The 24,824-nt window shown below is 41.3% G+C and carries 24 protein-coding genes; 8 read left to right on the top strand and 16 right to left on the bottom strand.

Annotated elements, in window-relative coordinates; translation table 11 throughout:
- Positions 1–178 precede the first annotated feature (178 nt).
- Both B5Y40_RS10775 and B5Y40_RS10770 read left to right on the top strand, forming a co-directional pair.
- On the top strand, positions 179–766 hold the full coding sequence (locus tag B5Y40_RS10775) for a Crp/Fnr family transcriptional regulator (RefSeq protein WP_079686666.1): 588 nt from the start codon (positions 179–181) through the stop codon (positions 764–766).
- Between the two features lie 103 nt (positions 767–869).
- Entirely contained in the window at positions 870–2,069 is a 1,200-nt protein-coding gene (locus B5Y40_RS10770; RefSeq protein WP_079686665.1) for an MBL fold metallo-hydrolase, read from the top strand.
- 290 nt (positions 2,070–2,359) lie between these two features.
- On the opposite strand, the gene B5Y40_RS10765 is transcribed toward B5Y40_RS10770, so the two are convergent.
- Both B5Y40_RS10765 and B5Y40_RS10760 read right to left on the bottom strand, forming a co-directional pair.
- Entirely contained in the window at positions 2,360–3,571 is a 1,212-nt protein-coding gene (locus tag B5Y40_RS10765; protein WP_079686664.1) for a glucuronyl esterase domain-containing protein, read from the bottom strand.
- 232 nt (positions 3,572–3,803) lie between these two features.
- On the bottom strand, positions 3,804–4,838 hold the full coding sequence (locus tag B5Y40_RS10760) for a ligand-binding sensor domain-containing protein (protein WP_245840515.1): 1,035 nt from the start codon (positions 4,836–4,838) through the stop codon (positions 3,804–3,806).
- A 430-nt stretch (positions 4,839–5,268) separates the two neighbouring features.
- Between B5Y40_RS10760 and B5Y40_RS10755 the strand changes: the two genes are divergently transcribed.
- Positions 5,269–5,712, top strand: a complete 444-nt coding sequence (locus B5Y40_RS10755; protein WP_079686662.1) for an STAS/SEC14 domain-containing protein — start codon at positions 5,269–5,271, stop codon at positions 5,710–5,712.
- A gap of 138 nt (positions 5,713–5,850) precedes the next feature.
- Here the strand turns inward: B5Y40_RS10755 and B5Y40_RS10750 are convergent, their stop codons facing one another.
- The 11 genes from B5Y40_RS10750 to B5Y40_RS29600 form a co-directional block, all read right to left on the bottom strand.
- Positions 5,851–8,469 (bottom strand): ABC transporter permease, encoded by a 2,619-nt coding sequence (locus tag B5Y40_RS10750; RefSeq protein ID WP_221408897.1) that lies wholly within the window; start codon positions 8,467–8,469, stop codon positions 5,851–5,853.
- 11 nt (positions 8,470–8,480) lie between these two features.
- Positions 8,481–8,822, bottom strand: a complete 342-nt coding sequence (locus B5Y40_RS10745) for a PadR family transcriptional regulator (protein WP_079686661.1) — start codon at positions 8,820–8,822, stop codon at positions 8,481–8,483.
- 610 nt (positions 8,823–9,432) lie between these two features.
- A complete protein-coding gene (locus tag B5Y40_RS10740; RefSeq protein ID WP_079686660.1) occupies positions 9,433–10,932 on the bottom strand; it encodes an OmpA family protein in 1,500 nt (499 codons plus the stop codon).
- A 718-nt stretch (positions 10,933–11,650) separates the two neighbouring features.
- Positions 11,651–11,848 (bottom strand): hypothetical protein, encoded by a 198-nt coding sequence (locus tag B5Y40_RS10735; protein WP_079686659.1) that lies wholly within the window; start codon positions 11,846–11,848, stop codon positions 11,651–11,653.
- A gap of 38 nt (positions 11,849–11,886) precedes the next feature.
- The gene (locus B5Y40_RS10730; protein ID WP_079686658.1) at positions 11,887–12,198 is read right to left on the bottom strand and encodes a hypothetical protein; all 312 of its coding nucleotides are present in this window, start codon (positions 12,196–12,198) and stop codon (positions 11,887–11,889) included.
- A gap of 47 nt (positions 12,199–12,245) precedes the next feature.
- Positions 12,246–12,596, bottom strand: coding sequence for a cupin domain-containing protein (locus B5Y40_RS10725; RefSeq protein ID WP_079687160.1), 351 nt, complete (start codon positions 12,594–12,596; stop codon positions 12,246–12,248).
- 82 nt (positions 12,597–12,678) lie between these two features.
- Positions 12,679–12,900, bottom strand: coding sequence for a hypothetical protein (locus B5Y40_RS10720; protein WP_079686657.1), 222 nt, complete (start codon positions 12,898–12,900; stop codon positions 12,679–12,681).
- Between the two features lie 341 nt (positions 12,901–13,241).
- Complete coding sequence (locus B5Y40_RS10715; protein ID WP_079686656.1) at positions 13,242–13,802, bottom strand: helix-turn-helix domain-containing protein; 561 nt, start codon at positions 13,800–13,802, stop codon at positions 13,242–13,244.
- 641 nt (positions 13,803–14,443) lie between these two features.
- Positions 14,444–15,928, bottom strand: a complete 1,485-nt coding sequence (locus tag B5Y40_RS10710) for a Na+/H+ antiporter (protein WP_221408896.1) — start codon at positions 15,926–15,928, stop codon at positions 14,444–14,446.
- A 152-nt stretch (positions 15,929–16,080) separates the two neighbouring features.
- On the bottom strand, positions 16,081–16,293 hold the full coding sequence (locus B5Y40_RS10705) for a hypothetical protein (RefSeq protein ID WP_079686655.1): 213 nt from the start codon (positions 16,291–16,293) through the stop codon (positions 16,081–16,083).
- A gap of 101 nt (positions 16,294–16,394) precedes the next feature.
- On the bottom strand, positions 16,395–16,544 hold the full coding sequence (locus tag B5Y40_RS29600) for a hypothetical protein (RefSeq protein WP_159453655.1): 150 nt from the start codon (positions 16,542–16,544) through the stop codon (positions 16,395–16,397).
- A gap of 521 nt (positions 16,545–17,065) precedes the next feature.
- Here B5Y40_RS29600 and B5Y40_RS10700 point away from each other — a divergent pair.
- Positions 17,066–17,890 (top strand): class I SAM-dependent methyltransferase, encoded by an 825-nt coding sequence (locus B5Y40_RS10700; protein ID WP_079686654.1) that lies wholly within the window; start codon positions 17,066–17,068, stop codon positions 17,888–17,890.
- A gap of 278 nt (positions 17,891–18,168) precedes the next feature.
- On the opposite strand, the gene B5Y40_RS10695 is transcribed toward B5Y40_RS10700, so the two are convergent.
- On the bottom strand, positions 18,169–18,564 hold the full coding sequence (locus B5Y40_RS10695) for a hypothetical protein (protein ID WP_079686653.1): 396 nt from the start codon (positions 18,562–18,564) through the stop codon (positions 18,169–18,171).
- A 444-nt stretch (positions 18,565–19,008) separates the two neighbouring features.
- Between B5Y40_RS10695 and B5Y40_RS10690 the strand changes: the two genes are divergently transcribed.
- From B5Y40_RS10690 to B5Y40_RS10680, 3 genes are all read left to right on the top strand, one after another.
- Positions 19,009–19,950, top strand: coding sequence for a sensor histidine kinase (locus B5Y40_RS10690; protein ID WP_079686652.1), 942 nt, complete (start codon positions 19,009–19,011; stop codon positions 19,948–19,950).
- Positions 19,951–20,038: 88 nt separating this feature from the next.
- Complete coding sequence (locus tag B5Y40_RS10685) at positions 20,039–20,599, top strand: helix-turn-helix domain-containing protein (RefSeq protein ID WP_079686651.1); 561 nt, start codon at positions 20,039–20,041, stop codon at positions 20,597–20,599.
- Positions 20,600–21,043: 444 nt separating this feature from the next.
- Positions 21,044–22,114 carry a glycoside hydrolase family 130 protein gene (locus B5Y40_RS10680; protein WP_079686650.1) on the top strand — a complete coding sequence of 357 codons (1,071 nt, stop codon included), beginning with the start codon at positions 21,044–21,046 and terminating at the stop codon, positions 22,112–22,114.
- Between the two features lie 361 nt (positions 22,115–22,475).
- Here the strand turns inward: B5Y40_RS10680 and B5Y40_RS10675 are convergent, their stop codons facing one another.
- Positions 22,476–23,204 carry an alpha/beta hydrolase gene (locus B5Y40_RS10675; RefSeq protein ID WP_159453653.1) on the bottom strand — a complete coding sequence of 243 codons (729 nt, stop codon included), beginning with the start codon at positions 23,202–23,204 and terminating at the stop codon, positions 22,476–22,478.
- A 346-nt stretch (positions 23,205–23,550) separates the two neighbouring features.
- On the opposite strand from B5Y40_RS10675, the gene B5Y40_RS10670 reads away from it, so the two are divergent.
- Positions 23,551–23,877: a hypothetical protein gene (locus B5Y40_RS10670; RefSeq protein ID WP_143785694.1), complete on the top strand. Its 327-nt coding sequence runs from the start codon at positions 23,551–23,553 to the stop codon at positions 23,875–23,877.
- 539 nt (positions 23,878–24,416) lie between these two features.
- Here B5Y40_RS10670 and B5Y40_RS10665 read toward each other — a convergent pair.
- Positions 24,417–24,812 (bottom strand): hypothetical protein, encoded by a 396-nt coding sequence (locus B5Y40_RS10665; protein ID WP_143785693.1) that lies wholly within the window; start codon positions 24,810–24,812, stop codon positions 24,417–24,419.
- Between the last annotated feature and the right edge of the window lie 12 nt (positions 24,813–24,824).

Genomic DNA, 24,824 nt, shown 5'->3' with positions numbered 1-24,824 from the left:
TGTCTCCGCTGCCGAAAATGCTGATGCTAATTTAGCAGAACCACTTACATTTAAGGCACCAGTTTCAGGGTAGATTATCATCAAGGTAATGGAAGACCCTCTGGAAAGAAAAAGAAAGAGTAGCACATTCGACCCGAAGCTGGATATTTGCTGATGCCAAGTTATTTAACTTTACAGAATGAATGATTTCTCGCCGGTTTTTGAATACATAGCAAGGTATGTGGAGCTCACAGAAGAGGAGCAAAATCTTCTATTACCTTTTATGAAAATAACAAAAGTCAGAAAGCGACAGTTTATCGTGCAACCTGGCTTTGTATGCAAAAGCAAGAGTTATGTTGTAAAGGGAGCATTCAGAGGCTACCTGGTAGACAACGAGGGCAAAGAACACACTTTGGTTTTTGCCATTGAAGACTGGTGGATTTCTGACTACAGCAGTTTGATCTATCAGGAGCCCGCCACGTTGTTCGTTGAAGCACTGGAAGATTCCGTGCTGATACAAATTGATTACGAGGATGAGCAAACTTTTCTGCGCCAGATCCCTAAGCTCGAAAAATTCGAACGCATCATCACGCAACGCTCCCTGGCATTTCATCAAAAAAGATTGCTATCCAATTTTACAAAATCCGCCGAAGAACGCTACGATGAATTTATGAGCAAGTATTCGGAGATCGCTAGACGTGTTCCGCAGTATGCCCTGGCCTCCTATCTTGGTTTTAGCAACGAATATTTAAGTAAGATACGCAACCGTAAATCCAAAATAGGTTGAACTAGTTCAACCTATTTTCCTGAACCAGTTCATTTTTATTTTTTTCACTCAGCCTCACTTTTGCATCGTCACTAGGGACAACTGAATTACAAAAAATATAAAAATGAAAATGAAAAAATGGATCAACTCAAGCAAGAGTAAAACACTTTCTCTTGTATTAATAATCATTCTGGTAACAGGTAATTTTATAGTACATGCTCAAAATAAAAATCACGCTCTCGAGCAGAAGGTCTTTCACATTCAGAATTATTTTTCTGAAGCTTATCTTGTAAAGGGGAATACTGACAAACTAATCTTGATTGAAACCGGTGTTCCCATTGCAGGTTATCAGGACAGTTTAATCAATTCTATTAAACGGCTTGGATTCAAACCTGAGAGCATTGCCCTAGCCATTGTAACGCACGGCCATGGCGACCACGCTGGTAATGCCCGCTTTCTTCAACAGACCTTCCATATACCAATTGCAGGCGGCAAAGGCGACTTGAATAAATTCAAAAGCGGCAAAACTGAATTATCAAAAAGCGAAGATGTAAGCGTCTGGGGAACCCGACTTCGCCCGTATTCTGATTTAAGCTATACTCCCTTCACTCCCGACATTATAGTAGATAATCTGAGCATTGACCTTGCACAGTACGGAGTACATGGAAAAATCATTCCTATACCGGGTGGGCATACTCCTGGCGACTTACTTGTGCTCATCGAAGAAAATCTTTTTGTTGGTGATGCTTTTGTCGGAACGTTTAAAGCGCAGGATGGCGGACTAGCACCTGATGGACATCATGTACGCGAGCACTTCTTTCACGAGGACAAACAACTGGCTGATCAAAATCTAAAACACATCGAGAAAATTGCCATCGATAATAAAGTCAAAACACTCTATCCAACCCATAACGGACCTGTCTCAATTTATGAACTAACAAAGTACATTCAGGAAGAACCTTTACTTAAACTTCTCTCCAAACAGCAAGCAGATATACTCCGTGAGACTCTGAAAGGCAAGCAGGACTTACAAACCAAATATTTGTCAGACAATTTCATTCTGCGAACTGCGCAAGGCAAACAATTTACCAAATCAGAATTTGCTAAAGCCTATGTCACGGAGCCAAAAATCAAAATAGAATCATTGGCTGCAGAAGATTTCAGGATCGTGTGCTCAAGTGAAAATACAGCTGTGATGACGTATTTAGAAACTCTGAAGTTAGAAGGTAAAGAGGCCACCACGGTCTTCGTAACAGAAACGTATTCTAAATTAAAAGAAGGCTGGAAGCTCGTTTATAAACAATCTGCCAATCTATACCGATGATATATATTTGGAACATGTAAACTCTTTAGGGAGATGCAGATCCATTTAAGAATAAGGGTATGAATTTGGCTTGTAATATAAAGTCATCACGGATGGTGATGACTTTATATTACAAGTATTAGAAAAAAAAATAAAGAAGTACAAGGGTTCTAATTTACATACTTTGCTTGCATAGAGCGCTGCCGATCTAAAGCTATATTTAGAGAACAAGTATCTTCATCATTCATGTGTCTGAGCATACCTATATCTGTGAGATGATATCACAACAGAAAGTAAATATTACATGCAAACTATTTATACCCAGGCTTAAAATGATAGTCAGCAAATTTTATGAAGCTCTTCCAATCATATAACGTAAGGTCGTGCTTACCTGCTCGGTTGTGATAGGCGATCGGTGATTGAATGATAGGCTTATCTATAGGCGGTGGCTCTTCAGGAAGTAAAGACTTTAGCCCATATAATGAAAAAACCGGCTCTGCATTTTTTAGACAAAGAAATGTTCCTTTTGGATCAGCCCACAGATCCTCAGACGCACTAGTTGCATACACGGGACGTGGGGCGATCAATGCTATAAGCATGTGCTGATCAACCGGCAGTAAGTCTTCCTTGTTATTGAATGCTTTATAGTTGTTATTAAACCAATGTGGAAAAGCGGTGTTAATCACAGCGATCCTTTCTCCAAATTTCCTCCGTGACAGTGCTGCCCCGGTATTTCCGGAACAATTTGTAACGCAAATAGCAAATCGCTCGTCTTGCGCTGCCGCCCATAGCGAGGCTTTACCTCCGCGCGAATGACCCACTACCACAACTTTATCTTTCTCGATCAACGAGTCCTTCTCAAGGTAGTCCATGACACGGCTGGCTCCCCAGGCCCACGCTCCTATAGCTCTCATTCCATTATCAGCCTTCAGTTGCTCTGGATACAACTCTAGCACGCCATTGATAAAAAGATCTTTATGGTCCGGAGCAAGATCATCTACATGGAATGCTGCGATGGCATAGCCAGCATCTATCACTACTTCTGCAGGCCAGAAATTACTTTTTATATCCCGCGCCGGGTCCATGTTATCTTTACTTCGATTGTTGATTAAAACAAAAGCAGGCACCGGCTTTCGAGCATTGTTTGGAACAAACAGAACAAGGTTTATTTTCACCGACTTTCCGTGATTGAAAACTTCGATCAGGATTTCTTTCAAATGCGCCCGTCCCTGCATACTCATTTTGTTCTCGCTTGCGATCGCATACCGGATGCTGTCATATACCGTTGGCATTTGACCATAGATATTATCTTCCAGTAGCGTCAGGATTTCATTTCGCCTGGATCGCTCCCACTCCTTGCGATTACCAACGAGTTTACCTGTCGCAGATTTCAAAACATCAGGCAGCACATACTCCGGGACTTTTGTCTCAACATAATTAGGCTCAAATTCCTGCGCCTGCAGAGATGAATAACAACCAAGACAAAAGGAGATAATGACTAGAAAGCGAATGGCTCGATACATATATATATATATCCTTAATATTAAGTATCATCATCACAAATATAGTCAATAGCTGCAATCAGTGATAACCTCATGCGGGCCTGATTTGTTTCGCGGCTGAAGTAAATAAACAACGAGTTAAGTGTTATCCGCTTGTCAACTCATGAAAACCAGCAAGGCACCGACGAAGGCAATGCTATATATAGTATACAGCTGAAATACTGTAATACCTTTCTTCCTGATAGATTTGCACTTACTTCTTAACCTCTTTACGTCTAAAGTCAGTAATGGTATTGCCATCATAACGATATACTCCACTCGCACCGGCAAACCAAATGCTTCCATCACGGGCTTCCAAAATTCCAAAAATCACTTCCTTTGATTTTATCTCCGTCACCGTTGGCTTGTTAGTGGACACAGACTTTTCATCATAACGCGAAAGGGCCCACCCTTCCGAAGTTTCCAAACTTGTCCAAATGATTCCACTTCTGTCTTTATAGACAAAGCCACCAAACTTCTGCGCGACATTGGTACATACACTGCCGTCATAGCGCCAAAGTCCATCATTGCCGCCAAGCCAAACATTGCCTTTCCTATCTTCGATTATCGAGCGGACATTCGTAAAAGGTTTTCCGTTATAGCTAAAAACAGCAAATGCTTTTCCATCATAAACAAAGGTGTTGCCCTTTGTGCCAAACCAGAATCTTCCCGTTTTGTCTTCCAATATTGAACTGACTTCATTCGAGGGCCGTACGTCCGGCAAGGATCTACCTGTTCTATCTTCACTCATAACATTTCCGCTCATCGTATAATTTCGAAACGACATCCCATCATAGCGGCTTACTCCACCATTGGCGCCGAACCATATGTTTCCGCTCCTGTCTTCATAAATACAAACAATCTCATTGTTGATTAGCCCATCCCTGGTTGTGAAATTTTGAAAAGATCCTCCATCGTAATAATAAACGCCCGAACCAATAGTGCCGAACCACAAGTTGCCTTTCCTATCTTCTAAAATTGAAAAAAAACGAGCTGTACTTATCTCACTGGTGAGATTGGTAAACGACTTCCCATCATAGCGAAAAACACCTTCCCAGGAGGCAATCCAAAGGTTACCCTTTCGATCTTGCTTCACACTGCGCGTAACACTGTTAGGTCCATAGGAAGGGATTACGTCTTTGGTCTTAGACTTGATTTCATTCTTTGGCAGCTCGGTTTTGTTTTGCTCTTTACAGGAAGCGCAAAAAACAAACAACAATAATATATATACATACAAGTGGCTCATCATTTTACTTTTTTGCTATACCGGGATCTGGCGAACCTACAAGTCTTTGCGCTCGGTTTAGTTAAGGATTTGTAAAAAAAAGTAAACGAAATGTAAAAGTTGTTGAGATGCTCTGGGAACGCTGTCATAAACCATCGATGGTAGGCTACCAAAATTGACTATATCATTTTACATATATAGAATCGGCTAAAGAGTGACTATAATTCTGGTGAAATATTAGGATAGGATTTTAAAGAACTCATATATCAAGTTTCCTTTTCTGAAAGCATCAATGAGTTACTTAGTGCACTCTGTGTAAAAATGCGGACATTCCTTTAAGTATATTCTATATTTTATTCCTGTACGGGCTTGAATAAATTTGAGTGAACATAAAAGCAGCGTTTCCTAAAGGTAATAGTGCTGCTGTGTTAATCGAATATTCAATGCTATAAATATGAGCCACCTGTCGGAAGTTATCAGATTGTACACGAAGGAAAATGGAACACTCGAATATGACGAGAAAGTACCGTGCATCATTTTCTCGCCAATAGGCTTTATGACCGATGACGAATTTAAAAATTTCCTTAACCTCGGATTGCAATTCATGGTTGAGAAAAAGAAAGTCCATGGGAAAATTGGCTGGCTTGCAGATACATCCAAACTGGTAGCACTCTTAAGTGAAGAGTGGGCAGCTAAAGATTGGAATCCACGAGCGTTGTCCGAAGGTATACGGCATGTCGCATTTGTATTGCCGGGTGATGTATTCGGGCAAATGCCAGTAGCAAATTACCTGGAAATGAATAAAGAAAATCAATCATCAGCAAAGATGTCTACTGCCATGTTCGAGGACCTTCAATCAGCTAAAGAGTGGCTAAGTAAGTCGTTGGACAACTCGTGAATTGGTTGACCTAAAGAAAGCCTGAAATTCTATTTCCGCTTAATACTCAACTAACGCTATATATATAAGTAATTTACGTTACTCAGGTAGCACACATGCTTTGTTTCAATCGCTTGCTAATTGTCATGATATACTGTCTCATTCAGACCTTAATGCACCGACAGGATTTTGCAGGGCGGTTCGTAATGATTGAAAACTTATGGTGAGCAGGGTGACCATCATACAACCCAGCCATGCCACGGCATATACCTGCCAGGATATATCTATGCGATAGTCGTATTGCGTAAGCCAATCGCGCATGAAGTAGAATGAAAACGGAACTGATATTACACAGGAGATAATGACAAGGACAACAAAGTCTTTGGACAGCAGTTGCCATAGCTGTGGTATAGAAGCTCCCAGGATTTTACGGATGCCGATCTCCTTGGTGCGCTGTGATGCTACAAAGGACGCAAGGCCAAACAACCCCAGGCAACTGATAAATATAGCCAGGACCGTAGAGACCATCGCAAGGTTGCCAATGCGTCTTTCTTCATCGAACTTCATACCGAACTCCTGGTCTGCAAACATATACTCCACTGCAGTTTCAGGATCGTATTTTTTAAATATAGGCGCAATTTTAGCCAAGGCTTCCGCAGCATTTGCATCCGGATTCAATTTCATGTTTACCCGGTTGAACTGTATCCAGGCTATACGATTGGACTCCAGAAAGAAGATCATAGGCTCAACCGAATTATAGGGAGACTGCGTTACCATGTCCTCGACAACACCGATAATTTTCCACTCACCATTGGTACCCCAGATCATCGTTTCACCCAACACATCATTGATGCCGAGATATTTTGCGGCAGCCTCATTTATAATGAAGGCCGATGAATCGCTTGCTATATCTCTGGAAAAATCTCTTCCGGCTTTCATCTTCCAGCCAATGGTTTTACCAAACTCGTGCGTCACCCCGGTGGTAACAAACTCCTCGGTCCGGTTGGGGTCTTTGCCATGCCAGTTGAAACCACTGTTGGTGGTAAAGGTAGCGGTGATCGCACTCTCTGATGCGGCTACTTCCTCGACCATACCGGTCTTCAGTAACTCATCACGAAGAACATCGTAGTGCTTCATCACCACAGCATCGCGTATGGGCACCGACACAACACCATTTATACTATATCCTATAGGCCTGTTCTGCGCAAATTTTATTTGTTTGAGTATAATAACCGTACACACAATCAATGTAACTGATACGGTGAATTGTACCACCACCAACACCTTACGGGGCAGAAAGGCATTGCGACCAGCTTTGAATGTACCCTTCAAAACTTTTACCGGCTGAAACGATGAGAGGAACAGTGCAGGATAGGTTCCTGATATAAGCCCGGTAACGGCCGCAAACCCAACGCATGAAAACCAGAACCATGATGAGCTCCAAAGTATACTCAGGCTTTTCCCTGACACTTCATTGAACCATGGCAGTGCCAGTTGCACGATCATTAATGAGAATATACTTGCTAGTAACGCCACCAGCAATGACTCCGAAAAAAACTGGCTGACGAGTTGTATGCGCTGCGAGCCGATCGATTTACGTATACCTACTTCTTTAGCGCGTTGTTCGGATCGCGCTGTGCTGAGATTCATAAAATTTATACAGGCGAGTAGCAATACAAAGGCACCAATGAGCACCAGCATACGTATATACTGTATTTTTCCACCGGCATATACTCCGTTCTCAAACTCAGAGTATAAACGCCAGCGATTCATCGGATGAAGGAAGAGCGCAGGCTTGAACCTTGCATCATCATCCTCTACCAACACGCGTTTCATCTTGGCATCTCTTATACCTTCCGATGCAACGGAGAGGTTAACATTTTCACGAAGTTGTACCAGGCATTGAAACCAGCTGTTCCCCCACCCTGTCCGTTGCTCCAGGCCCGGCCCGATGATTTGCCATGAAAGCATAACATTGCAGCCGGCAAACGAACAATTCCCAGGAAGGTCTTCATATATACCCGTCACCGTTGCGTCAAAGTCATGGTCTACACGAATCATCTTGTTGATCGGGTCATCATTACCAAAGAGCGCATGTGCTGCCGAGCGTGAGAGCAATGCTCCATTTATACCGTTCAGACTCTTGCGCGTTCCCTCTACCATATCGAGGGTAAGCATGTCAGCAATGGCTGGTTCAGCAAAACTCCCATTCATGGTTATCGTCTTGTTGTTAAAAGTAAGTTTATGGTCACCTGGAAATGTAGCGATCACCACATGATCAAAGTAATTACTATAGCTGCTGCGAAGCTCGGGGCCAAGCTGCATGGCCTGGCTTCCCCAGGTTTCTACCTGACCATCGAAGGTCTGGTTCTGCATCACGCGCGCTATACGTGTATAGTTATTAAAGTTTTTATCGTATGAAATTTCATCATATACCCAAAGCCCGATAAGAATAGCAACGGCCATTCCGATAGCAAGTCCTCCGATGTTGATGATGGAGTATCCTTTATTTCTAAGAAGATTTCTCCAGCCAATGGTAAAATAACTTTTGATCATAGCAGGGTTGTTAACAGGTTGTAGTCCGCGAAAGGATTTAATCATAGAGGGCCGAAGCAGAAGCAGCACATCAAAAGCAAAACGCCAGTCAGCAATGCGCTTTCCTTTTTTCTCCCGGTGCTCATTATATAGCTCTACCAGGTCTCCCTCAATATAGGTTCGAAGGTCCGGTCTGCAAAACCACCGGAAGAAGCGCAAGAATATACCAGGAGGTTGATGCATTAATATAGTGGTTAGTCGGTAAATCTTGGATTTAGTGCTATCTCCGGAATTGCCTTCCAAAGATTTTCACGTGTATTCCTGGTGTGCTCAAGTGAACGTTTGCCCAATGCCGTAATAACAAAATATCGCTTGGGTCTTCCTGCCCGCTCCTGTGTTGCCTCACCCTCGTGCGACTTGAGATACCCTTTATCTTCGAGTCTTTTTAAAGCACTCTGCAACGCTCCCACGCTTACTTTACGCGTCAGCCGTTGCTCGATCTCTTTTTTTACCGATACACCATAAGCATCGTTATAGAGTATGCCCACCGTGAGCATAACAACTTCTTCAAAACCGCCCAGCTGATACTTCTTCATATGCACACCGCATAATTATTTCCTAAATGCAGTATTAATAATGATGCCAGAATCTGAAAAGCCTTTAACTGCAGTATATTCCACTATAGCGCCCACAAGCATTGTCCGCGATCGCACGGTTTTGTCCGTACAGGGGCAACAAGCTCATCGATCTTCACACTGCAAAGAGCCTAGTAAACAAAAGGTAGAAAAAATTACATTCACCTATATTTGTAATTATACCCTACGCAAGTCAATGATATAGTCTAACGATCTTTCGGAATGTTTTTATCAATATCTATTTTATACTATAGATGGCGAATGACGAATGATTTCCTTGAAGCTTTATGTGATTGCTGACTCTGAAAAATCGCTTCCCTGGAAGAGAAAATTGATATCCCGGTTGGGCTATATCAGATGCATTTATTAAATGAGAAGTATATATGGGAAGTACAATACGGCGATGCGATTGAGCGTGTGACTGGTGAGTTTAGCCACATGATATACACGAACTCCAAAAATGGCGTCACGCAAAAATGCCAGCGTATGGACAGAGAGAATTGATAAAAAAAGAAGAATACACAAGGAGTTATAGCCCCCGTATATTCTTCCTGAAACTACAAAACACCTATCACTTTAAAACTAAAGAAAGCGCCACCCTACGATTCTGTGTTCTCCCAGCGCTGGTCGCATTGGAGGCGAGGGGCTGCTCCTCACCATATCCGACCGCTTCTATTCTGCCAGCGTCAACACCCTTACGGGTCAGATACGTTTTAACGGCATCCACACGTGCTTGGGACAATGCAAGATTGGTTGCGTTTGATCCGTTGGAATCAGTATGCCCTCCCATCTTCAGATTGTAATCCGTATACTCATTGAGGATACTGACAACCTCGTCTAGCATGGCAAAAGATGAAGTTTTTAACACCGCTTTCCCGGTCTCAAAGCTTATACCGCGGGTCGCAAAGTTCAATCTCTTCTTAGTTTCTTCTTTGATCTCCGGACAGCCATTATTAGACACTTCTCCTTTGGATGATGGGCACTTGTCGATCGAGTCGATCACGCCATCTCCATCGCTGTCGGCTGGACAACCGCTTGCATCTACTTTAACACCTTTCTCCGTATCTGGACATTTGTCCATGGAGTCCTGAACACCATCACTATCACCATCGGCGCATCCTTCAAAAATATCCAGTCCGGCTAAATTTGGACATTTGTCTTTGGAGTCCTCTATGCCATCGCCATCACTATCGGGGCAACCAGCAAACCGTACAACACCAGGAACATCCGGGCATTTATCATCATTGTCAGCAACATTATCTTTGTCTTTGTCAGGGCAACCATGCAACACAAACGAACCCACCAATGCAGGACATTTATCTATATAATCGGCCACTCCGTCTTCATCCGTATCAACAGGACATCCTTTACTATCCACGGATGCTGTGCCGGGTGTATCTGCGCACTTATCTTTTTTATCGGATATACCATCTTTGTCGGTATCGGTTGGTTTTCTGAGATTAAATATCAGACCGGCACTATGCTGCAGATATAAATCGTTGCCTCCCTGGTCCACGCCGTCCCATGCATCATACAAAGGCGCGTTGATGGTGTTTGCCACCTCCAGCCCTACCCGGTCGTTAAATTGAAACAGAATCCCTGCGCCTGCTGCCACATTCCCTTTAAACTCGCCGTCCACAATGTCCGCTGAGCTCAAACTGGAATACTGCTTTGAGTTTATGTATGTGCCACCGATGCCGGCCACCAGAAAAGGCGAGATCGCCGCGTCTTCTTTAAAAATATAGCCGTTGTTAAATTTATATTTCAACTTCAGATTGGCCGTATAAAAGTCTGCATCCACGCCCGCTGTCTCCAGGCGATCCTGATAGCGAACCTGGTTGAAAGACACTTTCTCCACCAGGTTAAAAGACCTGTTAAGATATTGCTGCAGGGATACAGCACCTCCCAGTTGCTGGGACTTAAAACTATAAAAATGATGTTCATTTCCATTCAGATCACCATCGTATTCTGAGGCGGTGATGTGAAAACCAATTGCCGCACTTTGCGCCTTGGCTTTGTAACCCGTGACTAGGAAAGTCACGCATACCAAAAGTAAAATTTTCTTGTTCATAAATAATTGTTTAATGAGCCTATACTGACTAAGCCAACAAGTCGGTATGGATACTGCTATTTGCCTGGTACATATATAGGTATATATAGTATGTATGGGAATACACGGTCTTCATACGACTTACCAAAAGTGAGGTATTTATGAACGGTATCCCTTATAGAATGCTCTTTCATTGTTACATATGTCTCACATCGTGTTGTAGCGCTAAAATCCAATATTTATTTATCACTCCAATATACTGAAGTATATAATTTCATCGGCGTATAGCATAGTGACATAACCGCAGAAGTCATGTGTGATTTATGTAAAACACTTCCGTATATCTACAACATATGAGTACAACCATAAGCCATCTTTGTGATGGCAACGGAGATTAGCGTAAACCACAAAAACCAAATTCTTTATTTCAGAAAAGTACCCGCAGAAGTAGGTATACCAATGAAAATTATTAAACCCGTTTGAAACAGATCAGGTGTTATAGTAAAACTGTAATTGCACGATTGTTATAAGCATCATGATTACATGATGCTTTTTTTGCTTGCACTAGCAATTGGACATATTAAATTTTGCCTTATGCATGTTCATTATATACTAATCAGAAAGTAACACAATCCCCCCGAACTTCTATAACAAAGAATATAAACCTATAGTCATTTCAAAGCTTAAGTCGCTTCGCACAGCACCTGCGCAGAATAAGATTTTGGTAATTACATCCGCATTATTCTTTCGTCAACTCGGCGAGTAGTCGATTAAGGGTTTGCCTGTTCAAATTAAGTTTGACCTGCAATTTCATCATCATTACTTCTTTCTGACCGTAGTCGTACCAAAAGTCGTTCTCACTCAGGTTATGAAATATCCGTTTCAATTTCGTTTTCTGAATGAGCCATTGTTTCTCCGGCGCACATACTTCTGTCATATTCTTTTTTTATTCGATCTCTCCTCCTGTCAGGGCATTCATTGTAATGAGTCGCTAATATAATTTTCCAGACTCCTGCGAAATGTTTTCTGATCACGGCAGGATTCAAAAAGCAACTCCAGGTTTGCAATCTTGAAATCTCTTGACGTAATCACATTTGCCAGCACAGCGCAGTTTTGTATCCAATCATTCTTTAGGCTGTGGTCTTTCGCAAATGATATTACCATTTCACCTTTGTTACCACAGGCATGGGTAGAAAGTATATTTCGAATGACGCGTAATTCATCTGCTTCCATCGGGTAGCTAGCAGCATGAAAAACATCAGTATCATTAATTATATATTTCTTCATTGCCTGATTTATCTGAAGGCGTTGTATACACGAACCACTATAGCTTCCTACAAGGTAATTTCATCGTAACCGCTTTTTATTATTGTACTAATCATCTTGAATCGAATATTTGCCTTAATGGAATTTCTGGCATGTGCCGGAATAATGATGGCCTGACCGACTTCCAGTATGGTAGATTGCTCGTTGATGATTACTTCTGCCTTGCCGTCGATCACTTGAATAAATGTGTCGAAGGGTGAAATTTTATCGGTTAACATTTCCCCCGAATCAAAGGATACCACCGTTACGTTTCCGGTTGTTTTTTTTATGATTGTCTTGATGACGACAGAATTCGGAATGTATTCAGTTATCTCAACAATTATAAACTGCTTACCTTTTTCAAATTCTAGATTTTCCATTGCATGGTTCGTTTTTCTTTTAATATCAGAGACAAGGTTGAGGGCTTGTTTCTGTATAGTTGATACACCGCGCGGGGCAGGGCTATACTTTCTCAACACGGCTTTTTTTAAGAATATGAATAACCTCGTCGCGTTTTTTGTTTAGCCTGGTTTCCAGCCGTTTTATAAGTTCATTTTCCTTTCCGGATTCAAACTTTACATCCTCATCGGTAAGCGATGAATATTTTTCTTTCAATTGCTTGGCCTGCAGATCCCAATTACCGATAATGGTAAAGAGCTCTTTCTGTTTTTTTGTGGTCTCCATAATTTTTGTTTTTATGATATAAAGATCCGACACCCTAGTACGGAAAGCATTACACTTGTCGCTCCTGCATTTACACATATCACACGTGAGGACACTAGCAGCCACTCTGAATAGAGCGGGGTTAGTCATGCATTGATATAGCGACCCGTGGTAAATAGCTTACCGTTGAAAGAGATCATCCAATATATACCTACCCTTCTCCCCTTCTTCAAAACATCTCAGCAAGACGCACTTGTCGTCGTTAAGATTGAGAACATAAGTTTGCTACCGGCCGAGATAAACTTCTCCGATTGAAACAACTTATCTTGCCGTAACGGGCGCCGCTAGCCTGGAGCATCGACTCAGATGTTTTCAAGGTTCTGGTTTCTTGCCTTTTTTAATTTTTTGAAAAATGAAGGAGTAAGTCCTGTGATCTTTTTAAACTGGTTGGAGAGATGTGCCACACTGCTGTAGTGAAGTTTATAAGAGATTTCTGTCAGGTTAAGTTCATCGTAGAGCAGTAGCTCCTTGGCACGTTCAATTTTATTGATGATGATAAAGTGCTGTATGGTTATACCTTTCACCTCCGAAAAAATATTAGAGAGATATGTATAGTCATAGTCGAGCTTTTCACTTAGATAGTCTGAATAGTTCTGTGTTGGAATCTCATCCGAATAATGGATCATCTCGGTGATTACGTTTTTAATTCTCTCAATGAGGATACTCTTCTTGTCATCGAGCAGCTCAAGGCCTGATCTTAAAAGATTATCGCGTAGCGTATCATGGTCTTGCTGACTTATCTGCCCGGGAACTTCAACCATACCAAGATCCACGAAGACCGGGTTGATACCGAGCTTCGTAAGTTCCTCCTTAACCAACAACTTGCATCGGAGGCTGACCATGTACTTGATATATAACTTCATCTGTGTGGATATTGAAAATAGTATGCCTGGAAGTTGTTTAACAAGGTCCTTGCTCAGAATAAGTCGGAAGGTATCTAATTAATATCGGCTATATGAAAGTTCGTTCATTTTAAAACACAACATTCAAGAATTCCCCTGTATATATTACCGTTTAACACGATCGATCATCACCTTTCCGTGAAATGTGTAAATACTCTATGGTTTTATATAACACTTTCGATCTGATAAAGTATCACGTTTGAAGGAGCATTGTTTTTTGCGCTCATTGTTAATGGATGTAACAACTAGAAATCATGAACATGTATCTGAAGCTCTATAGGATTATACTGGTTCCCCTCCAGGAGATCCTGGAAAACATATATAAAATCCTGAGCAGTTCTTCGTGGAATAGACCCTCTCAAAGTGGTATGTATCATTACTCTTCCAGGGAGTTCACACCGAAGAGCTTCTCTCACGCCGGTAGATCGATGCATCTGCCTTTTGAAAATCAACTATGAGCCAATATCTTTTACTCTTTGGCATAATATCCATTACGGCGATGTTTACTTTCGCTTTTGTACTTTGGAACTCAACTGCAAATCCGTTAAATCCAGTTCTCGTTCCAGCCTTCGTAACACTGCCTGGCTGAAGATTTTATCTTTCTAACATCGGCTGAGAAACTTGCGTTGGAATTTTCGTATCTCCATTTGTGCAGCCAGAAGGTTGGATTGAGCTGACTTGTCTGTGGCAGGCAGGTGCTCCTCCCGTTCTGAGGACAGCAAATCAGTTACATCAAGATGGGGCTTTTTTATTTGAACCTGGCAAACGGAATTCAGAACAAATGGAAAGTCATTATCAATAAAGCTAATCGTGCTGCTGGCAAGCAGAAGACGCAAATCTCTTTCTTCAGAATCTGACGAAATGTGAGGTTTTACTCCCAACATTTTTATAAGCAATGGAAGTGATAACCCCTGAATGACCAGCGTCACAAAAATCACAACGAAGGTAAGAAACAGAATTAGCGAACGCAGTGGAAATAACTGCGCATTGATCGTTAATGGAATGGCCAGTGCTGTGGCCAGCGATACTACACCGCGTCCTCCGGACCAGGCTACAATGGCCACGTTCTTCCACGTGTTTACATCTTTATCGACAGTCTTGCCCCGTGATGAAAAGGCTGCAGCAAACACCCAAAGTATTCTCACCGCTATCGTTACAGCACTTACGATAAGCCCATAGGTAGTCAATTCGAGCACACTGAAGCGCGAAAGGTCTCGCAAGATCTCTGGTAGTTGTAGACCTATAAGTATAAAAATAAAACCATTCAGCAGGAAGATGAGTGTATCCCAGACAGCTTGGTTTCGAAGGCGTGTTTGATAGGAAAATATATCTGAAGCACGCCAGGAAATTAATAAACCCGAGCTCACAACGGCTAGTACTCCAGACGCTGCAAAGTGCTCAGCCACCAGATACGATATGAATGGGGTGAGTAATGTAAGGGCTGTACTGATGATGGAATTATTCAGTATTCGCTTGTGGACGTTGATAAACAAATAGCCGACTATCCCTCCGATCACGATACCTCCGGCAACAATTGTCAGAAAACTAATTCCGGCTTTCCAGAAAATAAACGTTCCAGTGCCAACGGCTGCAATTGCAAACCGAAGAGCAATGAGAGCCGAAGCATCATTGACCAGGCTTTCACCTTCAAGTATAGTAATCACTTTCCTGTTTAAGCCCAGGCCCTTGGTAATACTTGTGGCAGCAACAGCATCGGGAGGAGAAACAATGGCGCCAAGAACAAATGCCAGAGGCCAGGAGAACCCGGGAATCATCCAATGACTGAATATAGCAACCGCTAGTGTGGTGAAAAATACAAGAGCAATCGCCAGCGTAGATATCGGTTTTATCTCAGATTTAAAGTCATGCCAGGAAGTATTGGATGCAGCGTTATATAAAATCGGCGGCAGAAAAATCAGGAATACTACCTCAGGATTAAGCGATACAATCGGCATCCCTGGAATAAACCCGATGATGAGCCCTCCGATTACCAGCAAGACGGGGTTTGGCAAATTGAATTTATTGGCTACGGTGAGTAAACAAATTAAAATAGTTAAAACGAAAATGATGGTTTCAAAATGCTGCATCAGAGATAGTAGGGACGAATGGTTTTGAGAGCAGGTTTGGAATTGTTTCCTGCTTCCCCTTTCTCTCGCGTCGTGGTAAAAAAATAAGCTAACATGCTTGCTAGGGCATGTCAGCTTTAAATCGGTTAAGTTAATGGTAAATAACGGTAAGGCTATCTGCCTTCCATAATGGAGAGTAATCTTTCATCACTTAAACCCAGCTTAGCCTGAAGCTTTGATATCATTTCAGTTTTCTCAGACTCTTCATAATTTAAATCCGGATCCCTGAGCACAGTAAACTTCTTTCTAAGATTAGCCTTTTGGTCGACCCATGTTTTGGGCAGCGATTTTGATTCTGATTCCTGGTTGTTTAACATGTTATTCATTTATGCTTGTACTCGATAAGACCCCTACGTTATTACAGGTGCTTGAGAAACAAGTCTTATCTTTAATCGGTGATGAGAACTTGACCATTATTAGAACACATTTACGGTCTTTTAATCAGGCGTCCTTTCTTAATTATGATAACCTTCTCAAGCTCATGCCTGCGCGTGGACTCGATCCGTCTGGTCACGTCTTTTCCAAGTTCAAATTTCGAATCTGCCAATGCTGAATACTGTTCCTGTGAGGTGTTCATTTTTATGTCCCTATATCTTCATACAAAGGACCGGTAAGTAAATATCTAAAGTATTACAGATCCTATAGCATTTCTTACACATATCACAGTTGCTCGAGTTGGAAACTCGCAGATGGAAAGATAAAGGACAGATCTTCGCAATCCATCCTTTAAAATTAAAGCCAAAATATACATCAAACTGTTCTCCAAAGGTTGATTGATTCATTTTTACAAGTATTACAAATGCTTCAATTAAAGTTACATCCATTACTGATTTAGCATTTCAAAAGGTCTTTAGAACAATTGAAGTGCTATTGTGTGAATCTTCCAATGCGGGCAACCATGGGCTCTCTCCTTTTGCAACACGCACAGATATTGGTTATGCGCGGCAGAGGTGGTATCTTGTAAGAAAATAAAGAGGCACACATGATCAACAGAACGACCCACATGAGTATACTTTCATAGATACGAAAACCATCACTACCCCCGTCGCTCTTCACTTGCGCTTATTTCAACTATATCATTATAATCCATTGCCACCTATGCTTGTCGTTAACAAGATTATTTCTGCATTCAAAAAATTTGCCTGGTTCAAAAGGTTTAATGCCAAAGTTACCTATGAGGTTTTGGCAAAGTATATCCCTGCTGCGGACTGGCATTTTATGAATTATGGCTACATCCCCGACCCTACGGAAGCCGAAAACAATGTTCCACCTTTCGCAGTGAAAGATCAGCGACATTCCGCCAACATGTATCACTACCTGGCCTGCAAAGCTCCTTTGGAAGGGAAAGAAATTCTGGAGATCGGTAGTGGCCGCGGCGGTGGTGCTGCATATATAGCACGCAACTTCAAACCGACTCATTATACAGGTTTGGATATAGCAAAAAATGCCGTTGAACTGGCCTGCAAACTTCACCCTCTTCCTAACTTATCATTTGTCCAGGGAAGTGCCGAATCATTGATGGCGACAGACCGTTCGATCGACGTTGTAATAAATGTAGAATCATGTCATGGATATGGCGATGTCAAAATGTTTCTACGTGAAGTTGCCCGCGTACTTAAGCCAGGCGGGTACCTGCTGCTGGTAGACTTTCGTAACTCCGTTGAAAACATGGTGCTCTTCAAACAAGAGTTAAAACATTCTGGTCTTACGGTTTTAAGTGAAGAGGACATCAGTGCCAAGGTGGTTGCTGCCATTGAGTCGGAGGATGAGTCCAAACGAAAGAAAATTGAATCGCTTATACCCCGTCGGTACCAAAAGTTATTTTGTGATTTCGCAGGCGTTGTCGGGTCAAGATTCTATATAACCCTCAAAGACGGTTCGAGGCCATATTACAGGTTTGTTCTACAAAAGTCTAAAATTTAATGAGCCGAAAGCACACCATGCCAGTGAACATTTCACACGGTATGAGTTCCACAATTTTTAAAGTAACGAAAAATTACCTGGTGAGAAAAGTATGCAAACATTTTTCTAGTGCTTTCTACTTTACTGATCCTGCCTGTGATTCCAGGCTACCTATATATTTCTATCGATCTATTTAAACACTTTCAACGATAAGGAAAGCGCGATGCTTAATATATAACACGAAAATTTTGCGATCTTCCTTTAATGCTTCAATCAAGGTGCAAGCTATACATGGAGACTTACTTCAACACAGGTTTATCCATTTGTAGAAGCTCATCCAGAACAACATCAAACCTGGGCATTAAAAACTCTCTATGATTTATAGCCCCTATCGATATTGACATTTTCCCTTGATCTATTTTCGCAAGAATGTCATTGATATTGAGGAGTACTTGATCGTGATGTATAGCATCGCGAACCTCCCTACTAAACAATTCACAGGTAAGTATCTTAATGGCATCCATTAACAATGCATGGGAGGAACTGTGTTCCCATTGATCCGAAACGATGTTTATTAACTTATATAGTTCAAACGGATATTGAACACTTTGCGACAACATAATTTTATAAGTACACACGGTATCTTCTGCCTCATCATCGGTAAAAAAGCAATTGAAATATATAGGATTATTCATGATAGTATATTATTCGTTTGACGAATATGGGAGCCTTTGATAAAGATCGCTTTTATAACCGAGCCAAACGTTACACATAGAATATTGGATTTTACATTTTTCATAGATTACCTGACTTACGACTACTAAACAGCCAGGTTCGTGATCATCGTGCAGCGTTAAATCAAGGATTTATGTAACATTTTGCAAGTATTGTGTAAACCTTGTAGGTGATGCCTTACTTAGCTTGTGTCGTGTAGCTATTGGGAGACCATGCTGACGTATAACACTGGAATGAAGGATAGCATGAAGATATTCACGTTGCTGGATCGTAGTGTATAGAGAGCCAGCAATTGAAAAGCGTAACTGAATTACATATCACTTCGAATCAGCCAATGGCACAACCTACTTCAAGCCACACTGGTTCCAAGCTTATAACTTTTACTAGCAAATTATACAAAATGTATGGAAGAAAAGCGCCTGTCCTCACTGTTTACCCAAGAGATTGAGGTGCATCGATATTCATCAAATGGAGAAATCAATACCATTAATGAACTTCCCCGTAATAACGTGGTTATCCAGGGAGAGCTTCAGAATATAAAACAACAACTCATAAATACTCGCGAAGAATTGCGAAAAGGCAATATTGAATTAAGCTCCATACAGCACGATGTAAAAAGATACCAAGAGCATTTAGAGGAACTCATTTTTATTTCAAATCACAATTTGCAGGAGCCCTTGCGTAAAATTGTAACCTTTTCAAACCGGCTGTTAATGCCAGATGTAAATCTTACTGACGCTGCAAAAAATTATACCGGAAAGATAAACACTTCAGCATCGCGCATGTTAGAACAGATAAAAGATCTGGTACATTTTTTTAACGTACAAAAGAATACAGGCACTGCGGTATATATAGATCTTAACGATATACTAAAGCATGTAATTGTTAATTGCAAAGCCATGATCGACCAAAAAAAAGCTGTCATAAGAAGTAATGTACTTCCAACGATCTATGGAAGCTCCATGAAAATGCAGCATCTCTTCCAGAATCTGTTGGACAATGCATTAAAGTTCTCCAGTGCCATTCCGGCAATTACCATTATTTCTGCCCTGGCAACGGAAGATGAGTTAACCAAGTATACTGGCCTGAGAAAAGACCAACAATATTTCTTTATCAGAATATATGACAACGGTATAGGGTTCGATGAAAAATACCTTCCCAAAATGTTTATGCTTTTTCAGAAGGTACACCTCCGGGACGAAGGCACCGGCGCTGGACTGTCGATCTGCCGAAAAATAGTTGAGGAGCACGATGGATTTATTTTTGCACGTGGAATTGTCAACGTTGGCGCTGTATTTACCATCTTCCTGCCGACCTATCATCTTGTTGTTGACCCGCCTGCTTGAAATATTATATCATCGTTGATTGACTTCTGACGGAAATGGTATGAGTGGCAATACTGGACATTCTTTCGAATAGAAAAAGCAATCGTTAATGAAACTTTACATCAAATATATGGTCAGCCTTCGATGTAAATTGGTTGTGAAAGAAGCATTGGAAAAACTGGGAATACACTATACGGCCCTGGATTTAGGCGTAGTGGAGACAACCGAATCCCCCACTCCCGAACAACGCAGCACATTGAACGAAAACCTACGTTACTCCGGACTCGAATTACTCGACGATAAAAAGAGCATTCTCATTGACCGCGTTAAAACTTTGATCATCGAAATGATACATTATTCGGATGAACTGCCCAATGTAAACTACTCTAACTATATCAGCGAAAAATTACATTATGACTATACCTACCTGTCCAATTTATTTTCGGAAGTGAAGGGTATTACCATACAACATTTCATCATCCTTCACAAGATTGAGCGGGTAAAGGAACTATTGCTCTATGATGAGCTAAACCTCACCGAAATATCTTACAAGCTTCATTACAGCAGTACAGCTCATTTATCAAATCAATTCAAGAAGATAACCGGACTTACGCCTTCCTTCTTTAAAAAGCTTAAAGCCAAGCGCATGGGGAATCTGGAGGATCTTTAACCCAGATATATATCTGTGCCAACATTCACCTGTAATGAATGCAACTATTTTCAGGAAAAATGTAGCCGAAACAACTCTCTGGCGATGTACTTTAGGCCAGCGTTGAGCGCTATGGGAAAAATAATACTGGCGCTGACCAGGGTTTCGTAATGGATTTTGCCACAAGGAGATCGCTTCGGTCTTCTAGGTATATATATCGAACAGCAAAAGGCATATCCGTTCTACTACATGACTTGTCAGCCTAAAAAAAGATCGGAAGGTCCTTTTTGTTTTTAGCATTCTTAACCTGATTTTTCTTATTTAAACCAAATACTGTGCGTCAGTTAACCCTCAGGTAAAATGCTATACTCGAATCCGTTCAAACGTACGATACCTGAGAAGACAAACAGCTAACTCGAATTCTTATCTAAACTCGAAAGTAAACGCACGCACTGTTGAAAAATTATGAACGAAATATCTATAGCTGACTTGGCCATGAGGTTTGAACAAAACCCATTGCTTACTGCAAAAAATCTAAAGCCAAGTAGAGAAGACATGGTTGTCGAATGCTTGGGTAGCCCTGGTGTATTCAGATTTGCCAAAAAAAAATGGTTACTCGTATGCGTCACCGAGCGTCCCAAACAAACCGACGACATCATTCGAGTTGCCAGACAGCAGGATGGTGAAATACAAATTCTTGAGTTTTCGAAAAGTGATCCACACTTTGATTTTTCTGATTCTCGAGTAATTCATTATAAAGGAGACAACTATCCCACCTCACTTTCACACCTTAGACTGATGTGTAGTGACGATGGAGAAAATTTCTCGGTTGCAGAGGACTATGATCCTATTTTCGGTGACGGTGAACTGGAGGAGTATGGAATTAAAGATTGTCGTGTCACCGAGATCAATGGAATATTTTACCTGACCTATACCATGGTATCGTCCAGTGGCGTAGGTGTTGGACTCATACAGACCCGCGATTGGAAACGCTTCGATCGCAAAGGAATGATCTTACCTCCCTATAACAGTAACTTTACAATTTTTGAGGAAAAGATCAGGGACCGGTATTTTGCACTACATCGTCCCGGCACTCATGAGCTTGGCGAGAACTATATATGGATCGCCGAATCTCCTGACACTATCCATTGGGGGCATCACAAGTGCATTGCCAAAACGCGTGAAGGCATGTGGGATAGTGCCCGGGTGGGCGCGGGTTGCTCACCGATCCTGACTCCTCACGGATGGCTCGCAATCTATCATGGAGCCGATGAGCAAAATCGCTATTGTCTTGGTGCGTTATTACTTGATCTCACAAACCCTTCACAGGTAATTGCCCGAAGTGATTCACCTCTTATGGAGCCCACTGAGCCTTATGAATTAACTGGCCTTTTCAACAACGTGATTTTCACAAGTGGGCACCTGGTGTTTGGAGATAAACTACAACTATACTATGGAGCCAGCGATGAAGTAATCTGTGGAGCAGAGTTATCGATAAATGAAATACTTAGTTCACTTTCACCACAAAAAAGATAAATACATTTTATCGTGTCTATACCTATACTATACCTTCTTACCATATTCGGCCTTCGAATTACAGTTAATAAACAACTCTAAACCCCTCCATTAGGGAAGAAATCTTTATGTGGAATTTTTTAGGAGGGTTCGCTACCCAACAACTTGCGCAAGTCTAAAGGACACTATAATATATCACCTTAATACGCTTGAGCGATTTGACTGACTTGAACAGGTGAAAAAAATTGACACCCTATAGATATAGTATAACGAACATCCCTGAGAGAGAGAATGATATATAATAAGTTTTGTTCTCTGCGGCTCCACTATTTCCAGCCATTTCACTTAAAGCTCCCTAAAAAATTCATTCATTGTAATTATATCACTTAGTTGTATCGAATTTCCAATTCTTATAAACAAATCGCAGCGCATCATAATATGCAGGAATTGGTTCTGTCATGTGGTCTTCAGAGGGATAATATTTATACTCATGCTTAAATGTTTTCAAACTATTCTGATTTACCAGTTTATCAAATTTCAACAAATCGTCTCGAAAAGTGACGTCTTCATTCCCTACGCTATAGAAAAATTTTTTATCCTTCATTGGTAGTTTTGGTAGTTTTTGTTCGGCCAATCGTAAAACATATTTATTGCCAAAGTATAGTGAAGGGCTTATGGCAATATAGGCATTAAACATATCAGGGCGCGTAAGCATGCAATTAATAGCTGTAAGACCACCGAACGAATGTCCGGCAAATATTTTGAAAGGACTTGTTTTATAGTTAGCCTCCATGTAAGGCATCAATTCCTGTTGGATAAAGTTTAAAAACTGCTCATTGCCACCGGACGTCTTATAGGTAGAATCAACTTTACCGTCAAAGTTGATTAAACTATTTATAGGAGTGAGGTCTTTTACTCGGTCCACACTAAGAATGCCTACTACTATTATGGGAGGAATGATCTTCCAATGCCTTAAATATTCTATATATGCAGAAAGGATGTGAAAATGATTCTCACCATCTAAGAGATACAACACGGGCAATGCCTTGTTTACATCTGCAGAATCGAGTTTTGGAACATTAATGTATATCTGCCGGTCTTGATTTAGCACCCTCGAATGTATTAAATACACATCGTTGGCGATATGATTATATAACTTTGGTACTTGGGCTGTTGCCTGTGAAGTGAGAAATATAAAGAATACTATGAAATGCTTCATATCATTAACGAAAAAACCGAAAATAGTGTATACATGTTGAAATGCCTCGTTCAAAATTGCCACCAACGTTTGGGCTATGAGGCGTGCCGGCACACCAAAATAATCAAATTAGTATCAACTGTGTGCATCAAGGAAAATATGCCATATTCGAATAACAAAATCATTTCAGGATGTAAAGACTCTATAACCAAATAAAGGCGAATCATCCGAACTTAATAATCGACAATCTCATTGCTATATGATCATGTTTTACGGTGGATTCAGGGGTGGAGCAACGTTGCATCAGTTAAAGACTGCTCTGGATACACTCTTTCCGGCGAGCAAAGCCTCCTTCATTGAAAATGGAACGGTTCTCATTTCTGACGGCGGCATGTTGGAATACGCGATCGACCATGACCAAGCGGCCGGTCGCCTCGCTTTTAGTGCTAGTTTTCATGGCAACGAGCAGGAACTCAAGATTTTTTTGCCAAAATTGGTTGGAGCGTTGCGGGCGCACGCAATTGATTACCGTCTGGAATATGAAGTAGAAAAGGATGGCAAATTTACCACCTACAATATCGATTAGTATGCAATAAGTGATTATAAAAACTCCGACATAGTCTATTACCAACTTTCAGGCTTTTTTACTGATTTGATACATAACCAAAAGCGAGGCTTTTCGAAAATAAAGTTGGCTCCGTCACTGTTTAGTTCTTGAATAATTCTCGGATCTAATGTGGTTGACTGTATGATGATGACCGTGTTCATTAGTTCCTTGCGGCTTCTAAATTCAGCAAGGTATTTATCACCTGTCCCCCTTGTTAAATTGATGTCCAGGAAGATATAGTGCGGCTGAACCCACCCTTTATTTCCCTTAAAACATCTTCGGCGTTCTGATAGTTTCTACAAACTATTTCTGAATCAAGCTCATTAATTAACTAGGATAGGATTTCCAAGTCATCAGGATCATCATCTTCTATGAACTGTCTTGGTCATTCGATTTATATATCTATCGTTACAAAATATCCTGAATTTAAATGTCGGTAAATATAGGCTACAACACTGTTATCATTTTTTATAGCAGCACATTGTGTGTATTTTTTTAGTCCCGCATTCCGGTTAAAGTTACCTTACGTCACAGATCTTCATCACCCCTTCTCCCAGCTTCTTCACGCGATGGTAAGCTTCCCTGCTGTTAGCTTTCTTGTCGAAGGCCAGCGTGAGTTCGCCTCCGCTTGCCTTGAGGTCAATAATGCCGCCATCTGAAAGTGTCGCACTGGCATCGATGCGATCGTCTTGGGGATTAAAAATAGAATTTGGTTCGACAGCTTCCTTGATATACTGCAATACGTCCATGGTCTTGTCTTCATCAAAGCTTGCTTCAACCGTATAGGTGTTGTCGTTATCGGAGATCTTCACGCTCTCCTGCCCGTTGCTTACGGTAGTTGAGGTTGAATTTCCGGAATGGCAGCAAGCAAGAATCATGGACAACAACGAGAGAAGGATTGTTATTCTTTTCATAGCGATTTATTT

Source organism: Ohtaekwangia koreensis (assembly GCF_900167975.1).
Classification (GTDB): domain Bacteria; phylum Bacteroidota; class Bacteroidia; order Cytophagales; family Cyclobacteriaceae; genus Ohtaekwangia; species Ohtaekwangia koreensis.
This window is presented reverse-complemented; position numbering and strand designations above follow the sequence as displayed.

Excerpts from the sequence above, each read along its gene's own strand:
- B5Y40_RS10715 (WP_079686656.1), bottom strand. The coding sequence starts at position 13,802 with ATGAAGTTATATATCAAGTACATGGTCAGCCTCCGATGCAAGTTGTTG.
- B5Y40_RS10770 (WP_079686665.1), top strand. The coding sequence starts at position 870 with ATGAAAATGAAAAAATGGATCAACTCAAGCAAGAGTAAAACACTTTCT.
- B5Y40_RS10665 (WP_143785693.1), bottom strand. The coding sequence starts at position 24,812 with ATGAAAAGAATAACAATCCTTCTCTCGTTGTTGTCCATGATTCTTGCT.
- B5Y40_RS29600 (WP_159453655.1), bottom strand. The coding sequence starts at position 16,544 with ATGAACACCTCACAGGAACAGTATTCAGCATTGGCAGATTCGAAATTT.
- B5Y40_RS10765 (WP_079686664.1), bottom strand. The coding sequence starts at position 3,571 with ATGTATCGAGCCATTCGCTTTCTAGTCATTATCTCCTTTTGTCTTGGT.
- B5Y40_RS10760 (WP_245840515.1), bottom strand. The coding sequence starts at position 4,838 with ATGATGAGCCACTTGTATGTATATATATTATTGTTGTTTGTTTTTTGC.
- B5Y40_RS10690 (WP_079686652.1), top strand. The coding sequence starts at position 19,009 with ATGGAAGAAAAGCGCCTGTCCTCACTGTTTACCCAAGAGATTGAGGTG.
- B5Y40_RS10685 (WP_079686651.1), top strand. The coding sequence starts at position 20,039 with ATGAAACTTTACATCAAATATATGGTCAGCCTTCGATGTAAATTGGTT.
- B5Y40_RS10735 (WP_079686659.1), bottom strand. The coding sequence starts at position 11,848 with ATGACAGAAGTATGTGCGCCGGAGAAACAATGGCTCATTCAGAAAACG.
- B5Y40_RS10740 (WP_079686660.1), bottom strand. The coding sequence starts at position 10,932 with ATGAACAAGAAAATTTTACTTTTGGTATGCGTGACTTTCCTAGTCACG.
- B5Y40_RS10730 (WP_079686658.1), bottom strand. The coding sequence starts at position 12,198 with ATGAAGAAATATATAATTAATGATACTGATGTTTTTCATGCTGCTAGC.
- B5Y40_RS10695 (WP_079686653.1), bottom strand. The coding sequence starts at position 18,564 with ATGAATAATCCTATATATTTCAATTGCTTTTTTACCGATGATGAGGCA.
- B5Y40_RS10700 (WP_079686654.1), top strand. The coding sequence starts at position 17,066 with ATGCTTGTCGTTAACAAGATTATTTCTGCATTCAAAAAATTTGCCTGG.
- B5Y40_RS10705 (WP_079686655.1), bottom strand. The coding sequence starts at position 16,293 with ATGAATAACATGTTAAACAACCAGGAATCAGAATCAAAATCGCTGCCC.
- B5Y40_RS10680 (WP_079686650.1), top strand. The coding sequence starts at position 21,044 with ATGAACGAAATATCTATAGCTGACTTGGCCATGAGGTTTGAACAAAAC.
- B5Y40_RS10750 (WP_221408897.1), bottom strand. The coding sequence starts at position 8,469 with ATGCATCAACCTCCTGGTATATTCTTGCGCTTCTTCCGGTGGTTTTGC.
- B5Y40_RS10710 (WP_221408896.1), bottom strand. The coding sequence starts at position 15,928 with ATGCAGCATTTTGAAACCATCATTTTCGTTTTAACTATTTTAATTTGT.
- B5Y40_RS10725 (WP_079687160.1), bottom strand. The coding sequence starts at position 12,596 with ATGGAAAATCTAGAATTTGAAAAAGGTAAGCAGTTTATAATTGTTGAG.
- B5Y40_RS10670 (WP_143785694.1), top strand. The coding sequence starts at position 23,551 with ATGATCATGTTTTACGGTGGATTCAGGGGTGGAGCAACGTTGCATCAG.
- B5Y40_RS10775 (WP_079686666.1), top strand. The coding sequence starts at position 179 with ATGAATGATTTCTCGCCGGTTTTTGAATACATAGCAAGGTATGTGGAG.
- B5Y40_RS10755 (WP_079686662.1), top strand. The coding sequence starts at position 5,269 with ATGAGCCACCTGTCGGAAGTTATCAGATTGTACACGAAGGAAAATGGA.
- B5Y40_RS10745 (WP_079686661.1), bottom strand. The coding sequence starts at position 8,822 with ATGAAGAAGTATCAGCTGGGCGGTTTTGAAGAAGTTGTTATGCTCACG.
- B5Y40_RS10720 (WP_079686657.1), bottom strand. The coding sequence starts at position 12,900 with ATGGAGACCACAAAAAAACAGAAAGAGCTCTTTACCATTATCGGTAAT.